This window comes from Chloroflexus aurantiacus J-10-fl, assembly GCF_000018865.1.
Taxonomy (GTDB): domain Bacteria; phylum Chloroflexota; class Chloroflexia; order Chloroflexales; family Chloroflexaceae; genus Chloroflexus; species Chloroflexus aurantiacus.
Map to the genome: position 1 here is coordinate 4,628,966 of NC_010175.1, position 17,423 is coordinate 4,646,388.

General features: G+C 57.6%; 16 protein-coding genes and 1 tRNA gene. 6 read left to right on the forward strand and 11 right to left on the reverse strand.

Annotated features, from left to right (window positions below; all coding sequences use genetic code 11):
- Window positions 1-178: 178 nt before the first annotated feature.
- Genes CAUR_RS18125 through CAUR_RS18135 form a run of 3 tightly spaced genes read right to left on the reverse strand, consistent with a single transcriptional unit; the run spans window position 179 to window position 2,540 of the window.
- Entirely contained in the window at window positions 179-1,447 is a 1,269-nt protein-coding gene (locus tag CAUR_RS18125; RefSeq protein ID WP_242604969.1) for a tetratricopeptide repeat protein, read from the reverse strand.
- On the reverse strand, window positions 1,414-1,719 hold the full coding sequence (locus tag CAUR_RS18130) for an ATP-binding protein (RefSeq protein ID WP_012259293.1): 306 nt from the start codon (window positions 1,717-1,719) through the stop codon (window positions 1,414-1,416). The genes CAUR_RS18125 and CAUR_RS18130 overlap by 34 nt, the downstream gene beginning before the upstream one ends.
- A complete protein-coding gene (locus CAUR_RS18135; protein ID WP_012259294.1) occupies window positions 1,716-2,540 on the reverse strand; it encodes a CHAT domain-containing protein in 825 nt (274 codons plus the stop codon). Before CAUR_RS18135 ends, CAUR_RS18130 begins: the two co-directional genes overlap by 4 nt.
- A 324-nt stretch (window positions 2,541-2,864) precedes the next feature.
- Here CAUR_RS18135 and CAUR_RS18140 point away from each other — a divergent pair, with 324 nt between their 5' ends.
- Entirely contained in the window at window positions 2,865-3,041 is a 177-nt protein-coding gene (locus tag CAUR_RS18140) for a hypothetical protein (protein ID WP_157866483.1), read from the forward strand.
- 77 nt (window positions 3,042-3,118) lie between these two features.
- Here the strand turns inward: CAUR_RS18140 and CAUR_RS18145 are convergent, their stop codons facing one another.
- The 6 genes from CAUR_RS18145 to CAUR_RS18170 all read right to left on the reverse strand — a co-directional run bounded on the left by CAUR_RS18145 (window position 3,119) and on the right by CAUR_RS18170 (window position 8,911).
- Window positions 3,119-3,508, reverse strand: a complete 390-nt coding sequence (locus tag CAUR_RS18145; RefSeq protein ID WP_012259295.1) for a hypothetical protein — start codon at window positions 3,506-3,508, stop codon at window positions 3,119-3,121.
- Between the two features lie 161 nt (window positions 3,509-3,669).
- Window positions 3,670-3,745, reverse strand: a tRNA-Gly gene (locus tag CAUR_RS18150).
- 497 nt (window positions 3,746-4,242) lie between these two features.
- The gene (locus CAUR_RS18155) at window positions 4,243-5,184 is read right to left on the reverse strand and encodes an STAS domain-containing protein (RefSeq protein WP_012259296.1); all 942 of its coding nucleotides are present in this window, start codon (window positions 5,182-5,184) and stop codon (window positions 4,243-4,245) included.
- Window positions 5,181-6,230 (reverse strand): HAMP domain-containing protein, encoded by a 1,050-nt coding sequence (locus CAUR_RS18160; RefSeq protein ID WP_012259297.1) that lies wholly within the window; start codon window positions 6,228-6,230, stop codon window positions 5,181-5,183. The genes CAUR_RS18155 and CAUR_RS18160 overlap by 4 nt, the downstream gene beginning before the upstream one ends.
- A 227-nt stretch (window positions 6,231-6,457) precedes the next feature.
- Window positions 6,458-6,616: a hypothetical protein gene (locus CAUR_RS21310; RefSeq protein ID WP_157866485.1), complete on the reverse strand. Its 159-nt coding sequence runs from the start codon at window positions 6,614-6,616 to the stop codon at window positions 6,458-6,460.
- 339 nt (window positions 6,617-6,955) lie between these two features.
- On the reverse strand, window positions 6,956-8,911 hold the full coding sequence (locus CAUR_RS18170; protein WP_012259298.1) for a tRNA uridine-5-carboxymethylaminomethyl modification enzyme MnmG/GidA: 1,956 nt from the start codon (window positions 8,909-8,911) through the stop codon (window positions 6,956-6,958).
- Window positions 8,912-8,977: 66 nt separating this feature from the next.
- Between CAUR_RS18170 and CAUR_RS18175 the strand changes: the two genes are divergently transcribed.
- On the forward strand, window positions 8,978-9,931 hold the full coding sequence (locus CAUR_RS18175) for a response regulator (protein WP_012259299.1): 954 nt from the start codon (window positions 8,978-8,980) through the stop codon (window positions 9,929-9,931).
- A gap of 743 nt (window positions 9,932-10,674) precedes the next feature.
- Here CAUR_RS18175 and CAUR_RS18180 read toward each other — a convergent pair.
- Window positions 10,675-11,211: a cob(I)yrinic acid a,c-diamide adenosyltransferase gene (locus tag CAUR_RS18180; protein WP_012259300.1), complete on the reverse strand. Its 537-nt coding sequence runs from the start codon at window positions 11,209-11,211 to the stop codon at window positions 10,675-10,677.
- A gap of 259 nt (window positions 11,212-11,470) precedes the next feature.
- On the opposite strand from CAUR_RS18180, the gene CAUR_RS18185 reads away from it, so the two are divergent.
- Together CAUR_RS18185 and metG are read left to right on the forward strand one after the other, a co-directional pair.
- Complete coding sequence (locus CAUR_RS18185) at window positions 11,471-12,445, forward strand: cation diffusion facilitator family transporter (RefSeq protein WP_012259301.1); 975 nt, start codon at window positions 11,471-11,473, stop codon at window positions 12,443-12,445.
- A gap of 478 nt (window positions 12,446-12,923) precedes the next feature.
- On the forward strand, window positions 12,924-14,726 hold the full coding sequence (gene metG / locus CAUR_RS18190; protein WP_012259302.1) for a methionine--tRNA ligase: 1,803 nt from the start codon (window positions 12,924-12,926) through the stop codon (window positions 14,724-14,726).
- A gap of 149 nt (window positions 14,727-14,875) precedes the next feature.
- Here the strand turns inward: metG and CAUR_RS18195 are convergent, their stop codons facing one another.
- Window positions 14,876-15,463, reverse strand: coding sequence for a DoxX family membrane protein (locus CAUR_RS18195; RefSeq protein ID WP_012259303.1), 588 nt, complete (start codon window positions 15,461-15,463; stop codon window positions 14,876-14,878).
- A 352-nt stretch (window positions 15,464-15,815) separates the two neighbouring features.
- On the opposite strand from CAUR_RS18195, the gene CAUR_RS18200 reads away from it, so the two are divergent.
- Window positions 15,816-16,589, forward strand: coding sequence for a hypothetical protein (locus tag CAUR_RS18200; protein WP_242604971.1), 774 nt, complete (start codon window positions 15,816-15,818; stop codon window positions 16,587-16,589).
- Window positions 16,590-16,675: 86 nt separating this feature from the next.
- Window positions 16,676-16,822 carry a hypothetical protein gene (locus tag CAUR_RS21655; RefSeq protein WP_242604972.1) on the forward strand — a complete coding sequence of 49 codons (147 nt, stop codon included), beginning with the start codon at window positions 16,676-16,678 and terminating at the stop codon, window positions 16,820-16,822.
- Window positions 16,823-17,423 lie beyond the last annotated feature (601 nt).

Consider the following 17,423-nt stretch of genomic DNA (forward strand, 5'->3'; position numbering starts at 1 on the left):
GGGATTAGGTTCTAGCGTTTCGCCCTACGCTGCTCAAGATAAGGCACCAAAAAAAGTGAAACAGTAACTCTACAAACGCAGGTTTCTGGCTGTTCTGTCGGGTATATTTCAGTGCAACATATCGGATGCTATGTTGCACTAGAGCTATTACCGCCAGGGATGTGATAACAAGTTCTGCTTACTCTTTGTTCAGGTCTGTCAGATTTTTTCGGATGATGCGAGTATCGGGGTGGTCGGGGCCGAGGCTGCGTTCTCGGATCGCCAGCGCCCGTTCCAACAGCGGGCGGGCCTCTGCATACGCCCCCTGCGCCTGTAAGCACAGTGCCAGATTGTTCAGGCTGGTGGCCGTATCGGGGTGGTCGGGGCCGAGGCTGCGTTCTCGGATCGCCAGCGCCCGTTCCAACAGCGGGCGGGCTGCCGCGTACTCCCCCTGAATATCGAGCAACCGGCCTGTTTGCATAAGCAGCCGGGCCGCCAGCACATCCGCCAGCCGATCCGTATGCCAGCACAGCTCCTCCAGATGTGGCCGGTAGGGTGTCCCCGCCAGCGGCATCCGATCCAGGTCCTGGTCATCCATCGCCGCCAGCACTGCCGTCACAGTGTCACTGAGAGTCACTGCCAGTTCCGGATCACGCTCACGGCCAAAGGCAACAATCAGGCGGTGGAGCTGTACTTCGCGGCGGTCGATCAGCCCAACTGCCCGCAGCCGACGCAGGGCCGGATCGGGGGCCTGACCATCGCTCAGCGCGGTCAGGAGCGCCTCTGGAATCGGTAGCGAGGCCAGCCAGGCCAGCCGGTGGAACAGGCTGAGCGCTGCGGCATCCTTCTCTGGGGTAAGCTGCGCATAGCTCAGGGTCAGTGCGGCAGCAACGCCGCGCTGATATCTGGTTGGCAGGCCAGCTTCAGCCGCCATCGCGTCAGTCAGCGCCGGGTCGGCCAGTAACAATTCCTGCAACCGCCGGTGATAGTCGGCCAGCGCCAGCCGGGGATTGTCAGCCAGATAAGCACCGGCCAGCGCCAGCGCCAGGGGCAGGTCTCCCAGTTCGTCACAGATCGCATCGGCAGCCGCCTGCTGCTGCGGATCGGCCAGCAACGCCTCAACCGGTCGTTCCTGTTCATACGCCCGTGGTCCCAGCAAGACCTGATAGCTCGCCGACCGATCCAGCGGACGCAACGGCAATTCGGTGACACCATCAGTTGCCCGCCAGTCACCGCGCCGGCTGGTGACCAGCACCTGCCCACCACCGGTTTTTGGCCGCCACTGCGCCAGCAGTTCCCTGTCCTCCAGGTTATCGAAGATGAGCAGGCGACGTACCGGCATCGCCCACGCCCGTTTGACGGTAGCCACCCGATCCTCCAGGCTTAACCCGTCCCAGCCGGGCAGGTTCATCCCCTCAGGCCCGCCGCAGAGTGCTACCTGGGCCTGGATGTCCTCAGGGTTAGCCATCGACAGCCAGAAGACCCACCGGGAAAGTGGTCACGGAGCCGGTAGGCACACTCGCTGGCCAGTTGGCTCTTGCCCACGCCGGCCATGCCATTGATCACTACCGTCACCTGCTCATCCCCGCACAGCCATCGTTCGAGGTCGGCCAGCTCTTTATCCCGCCCCCGGAAGAGTCGGTTGCGCTGGTAGGCTACCATAAACGGTGCGCTGTCGGGCTGGTGGGCCGGCGCAGACACCCAGAGCCGGCTGTTGCGCAACCGGCTGAACAGGGTCAATGCCCACCAGTCGGAGCGGTCATCATTGCGGGCGGCCAGGCGGGCGGCGTTGAGGGCACGGTCAATCTGACCGTACTGCGCTTAGCCGTCGCCAGTGAGAGATTACCATACGCGGCAATCACTGCCGGTGGGCCGCTGCGGGCCAACAGCGGCCCCAGCGCCGTCAACGGCTGTCGGTCATCGTCGCCGGCACCGGCACAACTGATCAACGCCACCAGCCGTGGGCAACGCTCACCAAGACTCTTGAGCATCGCCACCAGATCGGCACCGGATCGCCGTGCCACCCGCTGCTGCTCGTCGACCAGGAACAGCCAGGGCTGCCCCTCAACCAGCGTCCCGTGGGCCACCAGCACCAGCACATCGTAGCCGGCGTACAACTGGTACCGCACCTCATCCCAATGTGCGCTGATCACTGACGTCTCCCAATCGGCCAGTGCCCTGCGGAGCAGGTCGGTGTATTCCGCGTCAATCCCTGGCAGGCGATAGGTCGCCACATCAACCGGGTCGGCCACTGCCAGCAACACCCGCCGGACACTGGTCGGGGCAGGTGGGAGTGGTATCGTGTGGTCAACCGGCAACAAGCGCGACCACCAGACGTTAGCATCGCACCCAACCGGCTGCCCGCTCACCGGGTCGCGCAGCAACTCCCAGCGCAACCCCTGTAACGCAGCGGGCACAATGAGCTGCACCGACACGGCGCGGCTGTTGTTCCGATTCAGCGCTGCCGCCCGCAACTCACAGTATTTGGCAACCGCCTGCGGGTCGGCAAACAGCGCCTGGCACAGTGCTGCACCGTAGGCATCGGGGTCACTGCCCAGCAAGGCACGCAGCGCATCGGCATCGAGCGGCCCACAGGGGAAGGTCTGAGGTGGACGATGACGTTGGTCATCGCTCTCCAGTTACAACCGCAGCTCGTAACACTGATCGGTGGTCGGCGTAAGTTCAAGGGTCAGGACGGCAGGCATCGTTGTTGTTATGTCAACAGTGAGATACACGAAGCGAGTAATACAAGTATATCACATCACGGGGCGCAGTGCAGGGTGGTGGTGGGGCGAAATAAGAAACGAGCACATCCTGCTCTCCCGTGATCAGGATGGGTAACGGCCTACCACGCACCGGATCGTGAGCATGGCTGGCGCGGCAGCATGGCTGCCGCACTCCAAACCGCGCGACACGCGCATGACGAGCGGGTACGGCACTCCATCCAGCACGTGCTGGCACGGCTGGGGCGGCACATTGCCGCCGGGCCAGGAGCCGGTAAGTGGTCGTCGGATAGTGTGCAGGCACGAACCTGGGGCAACCAAACGTCTACGCGCAGGTAGCTCATGCATGCCTGGCCGACTCGATGATCGTCACGAACACATCCGGCATCCCCGTGACCAGGAGGGCGTGCTGCATCCTACCCACCAGCCCGCAACCGTCTGACGATATACCACAGTGCTACCGCGGCCATCAGTGCGCCGGCGATACCGGCATACGCTATCTCAGCAGGTACGAAACTGATCAAAACACCAACCAGCAACTGAATAACCGCGAGCAGCAGCGCCATCATCAACGCCCAGCGTCGTTCATGCCAGAGACCAACCGCACACACCAGCAGCAGAGTAGCGAAGACCAGCGAAGGCACACCGAAGAACACAATCCCGACCTGTGCAGCCAGCCCCTCCATCCCACGCCCTGATAGGTTAATCAGGCCAAAAACAAGAGCGATCAGCCCGAAGATTGCCCACAGCACGCCGTACCCACCAACAATGATTGGAAATAGTCGGCTCTGCTGAGTTCGGTTCATTGTAACCTCCACAATTGAGAATAGAACAGAGTTTTATGTCAAATTAAGTGCCTGCTACACGAGGGAACCACCGTCCGTCTTCATTCCGTTGTCGCACATCGACAACCGGATTATCACCGCAAATAAAACATCCCACCGCAACAGGTGGGACAGTTCGCCAGTGGAGCGGGCGACGCGACTCGAACGCGCGACCATCTGCTTGGAAGGCAGATGCTCTACCACCTGAGCTACGCCCGCACGGCCTTTAATGTAGCACAAAATGGCGGAGTCTGCAAGTGGTGAGGGGAGGGAAGAAAATAGGACAGAGAAAATAGGACAGAGAAAATAGGACAGAGAAAATAGGACAGAGAAAATAGGACAGAGAAAATAGGACAGAGAAAATAGGACAGAGAAAATAGGATAGAGAAAATAGGATATAGGATATTAGGGTATAGGATGTAGGAGACTTTAGGGTATGTACATTTTATCACGTGTGAGCTGGAGGCTCGCGCTCCCAGGGCAGTGCTGGTGTATAACAGCGGCTGTATAGCTCTTGGCGTATGTGCAACTTGTTACGTGTGAGCTGGAGGCTCGCGCTCCCAGGGACGAGCATGTTCTGTAAGTTAACAGGATCGGGGCGCACAGCCGTGCGCCCCTACCGAACGGAAACAAGGCATACATCCGCCATCTCTGTGTTCTCAGTGCCTCTGTGGTGCAATGACCTCAGCGCCCCCCTCGCGTTCCAGATGTTGCTGCTACTGCATTGCCAGCGCCTCTTGCGGCGAGCGGGTCGTTATCATACCTTCCATAGCCACATTCAGATGCGTGAGCGTCATTGCTACCGTGGCCGAAATACCGGTAAGGATCACCTGGCAACCGAGCAGACGCAGCGCCCGCGCAGTCTGGATCAGCGCCTGCGCAACCTGGGTGTCAACTGCGCTCACCCCACTGATGTCGAGAATGACACGACGGGCACGCCGGGCATTGGCTTCTTGAAGCAGGCGCGTCGTTAGCGCCTGAGCACGTCGGCTATCGAGTGCGCCCACAATCGGGGCCATCAGCACACCCTCCGCCAGCGTGATGGTTGGTGTCTCAAGCACGGATACCAGTTCGAGCAACCGTTGCTGTTCGGTGTTACGTTGCGCCAGCTCTTCCGCCTGCGCAGCCAGTTCGTGTTCCCGTTGTTCAGCCCACGCACGGGCTTCTTCTGCCTCGCGTCTTGCCGCCTCCAGGTGCTGAGCATTATCAATCGCCAAACGACTGAAGATCATGCCGCCGACGATAAACGCAAACGTTACCAGCTCGAAAGGATTGACATAGGGACCACCACCCGCCCGGTAAGCAAATGTGACCAGTAGTGTTAGTGCGCTTGCTGCAATCCAGAATGGACTGGTCAACACCAGTGCCAGTGCCGGAATAGTGTAGAGCAAATGATGGAATCGTGCATCAATGAATATTTCATCGGTTCCAAATGCGACAATCACCGTGAGTAGAATGATCAGCAATGGACGTGCCGGCTCCCACCCACGCCAGTAGGCAAACCACAGGCCACCGCTAATAACCAGACCTGCAAGCACTGACACAATGGTTGACAATAGTGGTTCGGGAAAGAATGCAAGAAAAAGTGCAATGACGGCCAATCCGGTAAGGAAGCCAAAAACGCCGTGGTTGATCTGTTGCTGTGTGAGGCGGATCATCCCTGATCTCCTGACAATTTCAGAGCGCTCTGCAGGTCACTAAACGAACGAATACCATTCAAATGCACACCAAGGCCAACAATTGATTGCACAACTTCAGGGCGGATACCGACCAGGACGACCTGTGCCCCAAGCAAGCGTGCAGCCTGTACTACCCGGATTAACCCCTGCGCTATCTGGGTATCGATCACCGGTACACCGGTAACGTCGAGTAACAATCGACGGGCGCCGGTCGCGGCAAGCCGTCCAAGCGCCTGCTCCTGTACCTGGCTCAAGCGTGCCGTATCAAGCGCTCCAACCAGCGGCATCACCAGGGTGTCGCGATTGATCGGTAGCACCGGTACGCTTAGTTCGCGAATAGCATCGCGTTGCTGCTGAATAATTGCCAGTTGTTCCGACACCTGTCGGTGTGCGGCTTCGATTGCATCGCGGGACTGAATTGCCTGCTGGTAGAGCCGTTCCAGATCGCGAGTTTGCCGCCGGATTGTGTCGGTCATTTGGTTGAACGCTCGTTGTAGTGCACCGACTTCGTCTTCACTGGTAATGGTGATTGGTTGATCAGAGCGCCCTTCGGCCAGCGCTGCTGCGGCAGCAGAGAGATGCCGCAAGGGGCGGACAATCGAGCGCTCGATCAGCCAGAGCAGGAACAGCGTAAGTACCCCCATGCCTGCCAGCGCTACCCCAATACCGGTAAACGTTGCCATCACTTCGATGGCTATCTGGCGCTGTGTAGCCGCCTTCATGTCCGCAATATACTCCATTGCCTGGGCTGAGAATTGTTCACGTTGCTCTTCAATCGTCTCAATTGTTTCGTATAAGACGTCGGCTTGCGCTTCAGTCAGTGATTGGACGTCAGGGGGTATCTGTTCTTGCAATGCTTGCGTCAGACTCAGAAGGGTTTCGGTCTGGCGGACAATCATATCTTGATCGGATACTTGAAGCAGACTGTAGCGTTCATGCGCATTACGTAAAGATCGGATCAGCGACTCGACATTGCTGAGCAGTTCCTTACGGAAACAATGCTCACATTCACTATCTCTGTTCACTTAGTGTCTCTGTGGTGCAATTCCTCACTACACTGCACCGGGAATAACCGCCAGCGTAAGGATACAGAACATCTCTGTGTTCTCTGTGGCTCTGTGGTGCAATTCCCTCACCACACTGCGCCGGGAATGATCACCAGTGCAAGGACTCAGAATATCTCTGTGTTTTCAGTGTCTCTGAGGTGCAATTCCCACTCCTACGACACGCTATGCATTACCCATAACTGGTGTCAACCACGTGCGTATCGGCTGGTATGATCGCTATTGGCGCTGTTGTGAGCGACCGCCTCGGTGGCAGTGCGCTGCACCAGCCGTGCTATCACATGCTGAATGGATTGCCGTACCCGCTCTTCATGCGCGTGGCGCAAGGTTTGGAGTGCGGCAGCCATGCTGCCGCGCCAGCCGTGCTCACGATCCGGCGCGTGGTACACCGTTACCCATCCTGATCACGGGAGAGCTGGAGGAGAGCTGGATGTGCTCGCTTCGATCATCGAGTTGGTCAGGCATGCATGAGCTACCTGCCGTAGACGGTTTGTTGCAATAGATTTATGCCTGCACACCAGCGGCCACGACCAGCACCTGACGGCAGTGGCGAGGATGCTTGCACGCAGGCTGGAAGCCTGCGCCACGCCACCCGTGCCACGGGGAGCGCTTGCAGTCCGGCCTAACGCAGGGTGACATGTGGGTAATGCATAGCACGACACGGGTGGGGTGTCAGGGGGAGGGTATCATCTCGCCACCTGATCTCCCTGCCGGCGCTCAAGCGCGAACAGAATAATGGCTACGTCTGCCGGATTGATTCCGGCCAGCCGCCCGGCCTGGCCTAACGTCGCCGGACGGAAACGCATCAGCACCTGTCGGGCTTCATTACGTAAACCCGGCAATGAGGTGTAGTCAAAATCAGGTGGAATCCGCCGATGCTCCATCTTCTGCATGCGTGCCACTTCACGCTCCTGACGGGCGATGTAGCCGCTGTATTTGCAACCGATTTCCACCTGCTCGATCACCGCATCACTGAGCGCCGGTAAGTCAGGAAGTGCATCGCGCAATTGTGTGTACCGGACTTCGGGTCGGGCCAGAACTTCGGCAACGGTAACCGGTTGACTGATCGGCTTGATCCCGTGTGCTTCCAGGCTGGCATTAACCGCTGCTGAAGGGAAGATGCGACGTTCACGCATCTGCTGCAATGCATGCTCGGTCTGCTGTCGTCGCGCTTCCACGACCGCTGCCCGCTCACCGTCAACCAGTCCAAGCCGATACGCCAGTGGCGTCAGGCGCAGATCGGCGTTATCTCCACGCAGTAGCAGCCGATACTCAGCCCGCGAGGTAAACATGCGGTACGGCTCACGAATCTCTTTGGTGGTCAGGTCATCGATCAAGACACCAATGTACGCTTCGGCTCGCCCCAAAATCACCGGCGGCTTACCCTGCACATAGTGGGCCGCATTAATCCCTGCCATCAATCCCTGCGCTGCCGCCTCCTCGTAGCCGGTGGTGCCGTTGATCTGCCCGGCGAAGAACAATCCACGTAGCCGGCGCGTCTGCATGTCGGCAGTAATCTCACCGGTCGCGACTGCATCGTACTCGATAGCGTAGCCGATCCGCATTAATTCGACATTGCGTAACGCCGGGATCGAACGCAGCATTGCCCACTGTACGTCTTCAGGCAGCGAGGTGTTGCACCCCTGTACATAGACCTCTGACGTTGTCCAGCCTTCCGGCTCCAGGAACAGCCCGTGCCGCTCCTTGTCGGCGAAGCGCACAATCTTATCTTCGATACTCGGACAATAACGCGGCCCGACGCCTTCAATGATCCCACTGAAGAGGGGGGCACGGTGCAGGTTTTCGCGGATGATTGCGTGAAATTCGGGCGTCGTATGCACCTGATAGCAGGGTAACTGCGGTCGCCAGCCGTCGAGCTGTGGGTGCGGGTAGACTGGTGCTGGCGGGCCGTGGTATTCAGGGGGCGGAATTGTTTCACCAAGTTCGGGATAGTAGTGGCCGAACGACAACGGTGTGTCACTGCCGGGTTGCAATTCGGTCAGCGAGAAGTCTATCGTCGCCGCAGCAAGGCGCGGTGGCGTCCCCGTCTTGAGGCGCACCAGCGGAAAACCGAGTGCCGCCAGGTCTTCACTGAGCGCCATGGCCGGCGCTTCACCGGCGCGACCGGCACCCCACATCGCTTCACCAGTGATTGCCCGGCCCCGCAGAAAGGTACCGGTGGTCAGGATCACTGCCGGTGCCAGATACCGCCAGCCCGTGTGGGTCGTCACCGTGAAACATTGGGTGTCGGCGTTCGGTGGGGCGATCCGTTCAACCATCGCCTGGCGCAGATCGAGATTGGGCACCCGTTCAAGCGTCTCTTTCATCAGGCGGGCGTACAGCCGCTTATCACACTGCGCCCGCAACGATTGCACCGCCGGCCCTTTACTCTCATTGAGCAGCCGAATCTGAATTGCGCTACGGTCGGTAATACGACCCATCAGACCACCCAGCGCATCGATCTCGCGCACCAGATGGCCTTTCGCCGGCCCGCCAATGCTCGGATTACACGACATATGGGCCAGCTTGTCCAGATCAATAGTCAACAACAGGGTCCGGCAACCCAACCGGGCCGCAGCATGCGCGGCTTCACATCCGGCGTGGCCGGCACCCACCACAATGACATCGTAACGTGTTTGCATAGGCGGACGTGGTATAATGACGCAACGTGCGAAGACGTTCGTTCGCTATTGATCACTCATCATCATATGCGCACCATCCTTATTATAGACGATGATGTTGCCTTCATGGCAAAATTGAAAGAGCAATTGCAAGAGGCCGGTTATCGGGTCTTGACCAGCAATATTCTGCAATCGGCAGAGCACACCTGCGTTCGTGAGCAGCCTGATCTGGTGCTGTTAGAGGTTCGCACAGAACAAGGGGCCGGCTGGGATGCCCTGCCGCGACTGGCGGCACTGCAACCGGTTATCGTTCTCAGTAAGGCCGGTTTGGAAGAAGACGTGATGCGTGCATTTGCCGCCGGCGCGACCGATTACGTCGCCAAACCATACCGCACTGGCGAACTACTGGCCCGGATTCAGGCGCGGATGTTACCGGAAGCGCCGGTGCTGACGCCACCCCAACCGAAAATCGATACAGAAGGAGCAACCCAAACAATGTCCCAACCAACACGACGTCGCTCTGCCGATGAGGAGAGCGAATCGGTGTTTATGAGCGAAGCGGAAGAGCTGGCTCTGTTGCGCAGCACTGAAGGCACGGCTGACATTCGCCAGCTTACTGAAAGTGAAGAGCAGGCCAGCTTTGGGCAACGCCTACGCGCCGAACGTCAGCGGCGACACCTGACGCTGGTGCAGGTCGAAAATGAAATTAAGGTTCGTATGTACTACCTGCAGGCCATTGAAGATGAGCAGTGGTCGCTGCTACCGCGCGGCCCGGCAGCAGTTCGGATGATGCGCGCCTACGCCTCTTTCTTCGGCATTGATTCGTCGGCAGCCGAAGCCGAATATCGGAAACGGTATCAGGTTGACGAGAAGTCGCCCTCATTTTCATTTACCGTTGGTAATGTCAACACCCGTGTCTTGCGTCGAACGCCGCCGCGCTGGTTGATCGTCGTGCTGGCGATTGTGCTGGCGCTTGCCATTGCGGGAGGAGCGATCTATCTGTTCGATCCGATGTTTTTTAGTCGGATATTGGGTGGGTGAGAAGATAGAAAATAGAAGATAGAAAATAGAAGATAGAAGTGAGAAGGTAGGAGGGAGGAAAATGGACGGTTTGCGCCGTCCATTTGTTATGTCTACAACGGGTGGAGTGAATTGTCTGCGGTTTGGTACCCGCTGCTGAGGTATCCCCTGGGAGCGCACGCCTCCGGTACGCTCGTCATCCATGACCGCATGTCGTGTCCGTGTCCTGATGAACATTCCCGCCCCCAGCGGGGGCGGGTTAGGGTGGGGGCGTATCGCAACCCACACGGCAGACCCGGCTACCGTAGGGGCGGGTTCTCAACCCGCCCCACCACCACACCCGCTGCCGGGGTATCCCCTGGGAGCACGCGCCTCCGGCGCGCTCGTCATCCATGACCGCATGTCGTGTCCGTGTCCTGATGAACATTCCCGCCCCCAGCGGGGGCGGGTTAAGGTGGGGGCGTATCGCAACCCACACGGCAGACCCGGCTACCGTAGGGGCGGGTTCTCAACCCGCCCCTATCACCACACCTGCTGCCGGGGTATCCCCTGGGAGCACGCGCCTCCGGCGCGCTCGTCATCCATGACCGCATGTCGTGCCCGTGTCCTGATGAACATTCCCGCCCCCAGCGGGGGCGGGTTAGGGTGGGGGTGTATCGCAACCCACCCGGCGTACCCGGCTACCGTAGGGGCGGGTTCTCAACCCGCCCCACTACCACCCACGCCAACGATCCGCGAGCAGAGATACCCTCTTGCTCCCATCATCACTTCTGCCAGGGCACATCACTCACTCCAGCCCTGGCGTTCGCAATCCGTGCTGCCACGAACAGAAAATCCGACAGACGATTGAGATAGGTTAAAATCTCAGGCCGCACCTCTTCCTCGGTAGCCAGCGTCACCACCACCCGTTCGGCCCGCCGGCAGATCGTGCGGGCCAGATGGAGATGCGCTGCTACCGGATGCCCACCGGGCAAGATGAACTGCTTCAGCGGCGACAATTCGGCTTCCATTGCGTCAATCTGCTCTTCCAGAAACGAGGTTAGCTCAGCAGAGACGCGCGGAATGTACGGCGACTCACCGGGTGACGCCAGGTCTGCCCCAACCACAAAAAGCTGATTCTGCACAACAGCCAGTACAGCATCGAGTGCCGGATCAGGGCCGGCTGCACGGGCCACACCAAGCGCTGCGTTGCACTCGTCAACTGTGCCATACGCCTGCACTCGCAGATCGTCTTTCCGAACCCGCTGACCGCCAAACAGACCTGTTTCACCGGCATCCCCGGTGCGTGTGTAGATTTTCATAGCGTTACTCACTTATGCCAGGTATTGCACTCTTGTTGTCCATACTACTCGTAGTATACACGAGAGCGTGATAGCGCGAGAGGATGTTTCACCACCGAGACACAGAGGCCACAGAGGTGCATGTCGCCCCGTATCTGAAAGTTTCGCCTTCACAAAATTACCGATTGCGCTTCCCGAAGATTCGGCTGCGATCTTGCCAAAACCGCCATGATCCGGCTATTCTGGTTGGTGAAACGTGGAACTAACGCGGAGCACAACGGTGAGTCAACGACAAACGCTAACCCGCTATGCCTGGCTCGCAATTGGCGCTGCCATCGCGACCATTGGTCTTAAATCAGGCGCATTCTGGTTGACCGGCTCAATCGGTATTCTGGCCGATGCCCTCGAATCGCTGGTGAACCTGGCTGCGGCTGTTATTGCATTGATTATGTTAACGATTGCCGCGCGCCCCGCCGATGAAGAGCACGCCTACGGGCACGGCAAGGCCGAATACTTTGCCGGTGCGTTGGAAGGTGTCTTCATCATTATTGCCGCCATGGGGATTGGCTGGACAGCCATTCAGCGCATTTTATCTCCACAACCACTCGATCATACCGTCGCCGGTTTGCTGGTCGCCGGTATTGCTACCCTGATCAACGGTGGCGTAGCCATCGTTCTGTTGCGGGCCGGACGGCGCCACGACTCGCTCACCCTCGAAGCTGATGGTCAACACCTGCTGACCGATGTCTGGACATCGCTGGCAGTGGTGGCCGGCATTGGTCTGGTCGCTCTCACCGGCTGGTATGTCCTCGATCCGCTGATTGCACTGGCAGTAGCGGTGAATATTACCTTCACCGGAATCGGGCTGGTACGCCGTGCTGTCCTGGGGCTGATGGATACCGCTTTGCCGGCGAGCGAGCTGGCGGCAATCCACAATGCGCTCGCCGATCTCAACAATTACGGGTGCGATTACCATGCTCTGCGTACCCGTCAATCAGGCGCAAGGCGCTTTATCTCGTTTCACCTTCTTGTACCCGACACCTGGAGTATCCAACAGGCGCACGCGATGGCCGAGCAGGTCGAAGCGGCAGTGCGGGCTGCGGTGCCAAACAGCACGGTCTTCACCCATCTCGAACCGCGCAACGATCCAACCGCACTTGCCGATGTTGGGCTGGATCGAGATGAAGCGTGTGTGCTTGCCGACTCTCACTCTCCTTTCCTCGCGGCTGAGCAGGCAGAGAGGGGAAGGTGGTAAATCGCTTGCACCACCTTCCCCGGCTTGCTCATCTTTCCCACCAGTAGAGATGCTTGGCCACCCCTTGCAGAACACAGCTAACACCAGTATGCCTGGTACGTGGGATTGCTCATCCTCATCAGCTCCCTACGTCAATTGTGTATACTTGCCCCACCAGCCCGGCCCGGAGTCACAACAGCGTTCCACGTTTTGCGTACATTACGAACGCATAACGCACAACAGACGCGCTACAATCTGTTATACTAGATTACCAGCAATCATTGCACGTGGAGCTACCATGGTATACCAATCGCGCGACCCTGTAACGCAAAACGGTTTTTTCCCCGCCCGCTGGTGCGGTTTACGCCTGACTGCACGCGGTTACATGGCGGCCTGACCGCCTTTCCCCTCTACCACAGATATACTCACAGTGTTCTGCCGCAAGATTCATTGGAAGCACGTTCGTCAGTTGTTATTGATTGACGTTTGAGGTGATACAATGCCTGAACATATCCTGGTTGCCGTTGCCTGGCCGTATGCCAATGGGCCGCGTCACATCGGCCACGTTGCCGGATTTGGTGTCCCGGCTGATATTTTTGCCCGTTACCACCGTTTGCGGGGGAACCACGTGTTGATGATTTCGGGCACTGATGAGCACGGTACGCCGATTACGCTGGTTGCCGACAAAGAAGGAACCACGCCCCAGGCGATTGCTGATCGCTACAACAAAATCATCGGCGACGATCTCTACAATCTTGGGTTGAGCTACGATATTTTCACGCGCACGACAACCGCAAACCACTATGCGGTAACCCAGGACATCTTCCGCACGCTCTACGAGCGGGGCTATATTATTCGCCAGGAGACACTGGGTGCGTTCTCGGCCACGACTGGCCGTACTCTGCCTGACCGCTACATCGAAGGCACCTGTCCAATCTGCGGCTACGATGAAGCACGTGGCGATCAGTGTGATAACTGTGGCAGCCAGCTCGATCCAACCGACCTCATCAATCCGCGCTCGAAGGTGGATGGACAGCCACCGGTGTTCAAACCTACCGAACACTTCTTTCTCGATCTGCCGGCATTTGCCGAACAGTTGCACGCCTGGATTGATCGGCAAACCCACTGGCGCCCAAACGTGCGTAACTTCTCGCTCAACTTCTTGAAAGAACTGAAGCCACGGGCTATCACGCGCGATCTGGAGTGGGGTGTACCCATTCCCCTGCCGGAATATGTCCATCGTGACGATAAAAAGATTTATGTCTGGTTTGACGCGGTGATCGGCTACCTGTCGGCCAGCATCGAATGGGCACGCAATAGTGGTCAACCTGATGCATGGCGTACCTGGTGGCAAAATCCGGCTGCCCGCCATTTCTACTTCATGGGCAAAGATAACATCGTTTTCCACACGGTTATCTGGCCGGCGATGCTGCTCGGTTATGGTGCAGGTGGTGATTTTGGTACCGATCCGAGTGGAACCTACCAGGGCGTTCCCCTCCAATTGCCGTACAACGTTGTATCGAGTGAATTTCTCACGATGGAGGGGAAGAAGTTCTCAAGCTCGCGTGGGATTGTTATCTACGTCAACGATTTTCTCAGCCGGTACGATGCCGATGCGCTGCGCTACTTTCTGACCATCGCCGGGCCTGAAAACCAGGATACCGATTTCACCTGGGCCGAGTTTGTGCGCCGGAACAATGACGAATTAGTGGCAACGTGGGGCAATCTGGTCAACCGCACGCTGACCAATGTCTACAAGAATTTTGGGAGCGTCCCCCAACCCGGCCCCCTGACCGCAACCGACGAGCAGTTGATACAAGAGGTGAACGGCGGTCTGGAGACCGTGGGCGATCTGCTGGCTACAGCTCGCTTCAAAGCCGCGCTGAGCGAGGCGATGCGGCTGGCCGCGCAGGTGAATATCTACCTGAGCGAACAGGAGCCGTGGAAAGTGATCAAGAGTGATCGCGAGCGTGCTGCAACCATCTGGTACGTCGCGCTGCGCTGTGTTGACACACTCAAGATCATCTTCACACCGTTCCTGCCCTTCTCCAGCCAGCGCCTGCACGAGTATTTGGGGTATGACGGTTACATCGCCGGCCCGCTCTCTTTCCGCGATGTCACCGAAGCCGATGGCCGCGTTCATCGCGTACTGACCGGCAATTATGCCGAATGGGTTGGGCGCTGGCAACCATCAGCGTTACCGGTGGGGCAGGCGCTCCGCCAACCGCAGCCACTCTTCAAGAAACTTGATGAAAAGGTTGTTGATGAAGAACTGGCGCGGATGCAGAGTCGGGCGTCATAGGCGGCGTGGTCGCCATTACAACGCACGTCGCCATTGGAGAGAGCATTAACCCCTGGATCGATAACTATCGTTCGCTACACCATAAAACAGGAGCACTGGTTGACACCAGTGCTCCTATTGCTCTTTCGCTTACGACGAGTGCTATGGACTTACGCAGACGCCGGACTGGCCTGTGCCGGTTTGTTGCGTCCCCACGGCGTACCCAACAGTGGGAGCAGGTAATAGTCAAGGCCGTAGTAACCGGCAACTTTCCAACCCAGCATCAGAATAATGGCAAGGGTGAACATCACCGGGTTGGTACTGGCCGTACCTGCCAGCATAAAGTTGAAGTTCATCAGTGCGCCGAAGAAGGCCGAGAAGCCGACCAGACCACCGACGATCAGCCCGATACCGACCAGAATCTCACCGTAGACGATCAGTTTCGCAAACCAGGTGTGCGATTCGGTATCGATCAGAAACTGAATAAACGAGCGATACCAGTCATAAGCGATTGGCGGGCGACCGGTTTCGGGAATAACGACTGCATTCTTCCAGAAACCCAGAATAGCCGCGCCACTTTCCATCCAGGCAGGATTGTTCAACTTACCCCAACCGGATGTCAACCACGAATAGCCTAAGAAGAGCCGAATGATCAGGAACAACCACGCGAACTTCGTACTGCTGAAGAGCGCTTGCACGAACGGTGGATCGGGAAATTGTACTTCACCGCGCTCGTTAACCGGGGTTTTGGGTAGCATAACTGGCCTCCTTGCCTGTTACTTGTGAAATATTTCCTGTAATTACTATAACAAAAGAGACGGCTTTACAAACGAAACACATGACAATTGTCGGTTAAGAGATAGTTGCGCAGGGTCTGTTCACCACCTGTCCGAGACTAACAGCACCGGATTGCGAACCCACTATGCCGGCTTACCGCAAGGCATTTGCTTTGTTTAAGTGGTTTTCAATACAATAAAAACATTTTATTTTTTAATCATTATTAACAAATTTTTAACTAGTGAACACATGTTTGACTGTACAACCTGCCTCAGGTATAATACAAGAGCCGGTCACACCGTTGTATGCTCTTGAAACTGCATGGAGGTTTTTATGAGGTCGCGCTGGCTGCACCTGTTGTTCATGGCAGTTGTAGCGACGTTATTGACCGCGCTGATGCCGGCTGTGCCAGCTCAGGCGCAGAACCGCATCTGCTTTAATGAAGTTCCCGATTGTATTGAGGGACGATTTGCCGAATACTGGCAGCAGAACGGTGGGTTGCCAGTGTTTGGTTTTCCGATAACACCGGCTTTCCAGCAAGAGGTTGAAGGCAAGGTGCGGCTGGTGCAAATCTTTGAGCGCAATCGCTTTGAGCTGCATCCAGAGAACGCGCGCCCATATGACGTTTTGCTCGGTCGGCTGGGTGACGATCTCTTGCAGCGGAGGGGCACACCCTGGCAAAACGAACCCAAAGCTCCAACCACATCACAGGCCGGTTGTCGCTACTTCGCACAGACACAACACCTGGTCTGCGATGCATTCCTGCGCTACTGGCAATCGCATGGCCTGGACTTCGACGGACGGCGTGGCTTTAGCGAAGCTGAGAGTCTGGCCCTGTTTGGATTGCCGCTCACCGAGCCACGCCTGGAGACCAACTCTTCCGGCGATACGGTCTTGACCCAGTGGTTCGAGCGGGCGCGCTTTGAATTACACACCAATCTTGGGCCTGACGTTGTCCTGCTTGGTTTGTTGGGCCGCGAGGCATTTGCCCCGCAACCCCACAACCAGCGCCACCACCGGCTCCAGCCGATCCCTGCGCCGATATTCCGGCACCGATCAATGGCGAGATCACCACTGCCTGTATTACGGATAACGTTACCGAGATAGCTGCCGGTGGTTTTGGCTTTACCCCCGGTGAACGGGTAGGCACGTATATCACGCAGGTAGAAACCGGTCAGGTAGTTGGCCTTGAGGTGGTAGGCGATAACACAGCCGATGCCGATGGCTTCTACGGTTTGATAATCCTCGGGCCAAACCTGTTACCGAAGGGACTGTATGCGCTCACCATGGAAGGGGTACAGTCGGGCTTTAAGGTTATCGTCTACTTCAAGCGGGTATAGCCGGTAGTGTTGTAGCCTTCATACTCCCCACGCAGGCGACCGGTGCGTGGGGAGTGTTTGATGTATTGGCAGGATGGTCTCCACTCAGTGTGTAAGACTAGAACTTATTTCATAAAAAGCTGTACTATCGCGCTCTCATAACCACCTCCAGTGCCATCACGCGCCGGATAGGTTGCCTTGCTCGCTCATCATCCGCGTGGTGCGTCGTTTGGAGTGCGGCAGCCATGCTGCCGCGCTGGCCGTACTCACGATCCGGCACGTGTCATGCCATTGACCCGACTGGAGACGAGGATGCTGTGTGTGCGCGTCGCGATCATTGAGTCGGTCGGCATGAATGAGGTACCTTCTCGTAGATGTTTTTTGAAACAGGTTCTACTGCGCACGCAGCGGGAACGCCGACTCTGCACATCTATGCTCAGGTAAAGCAATCCTTTGATACGTTAAAACATATTTCATTTGGAATGCGGCAGTGTGGCTGCCGCAGCAGTCATACTCACAAGCAGGTGCATATCACGTCGTTGATCCTGCTGGTCACAGGGATGCGGTGTGCGCTCGTCACGATCACAAAGAGATAACTTCTAAAACAGAGTGAGGGGAAGGT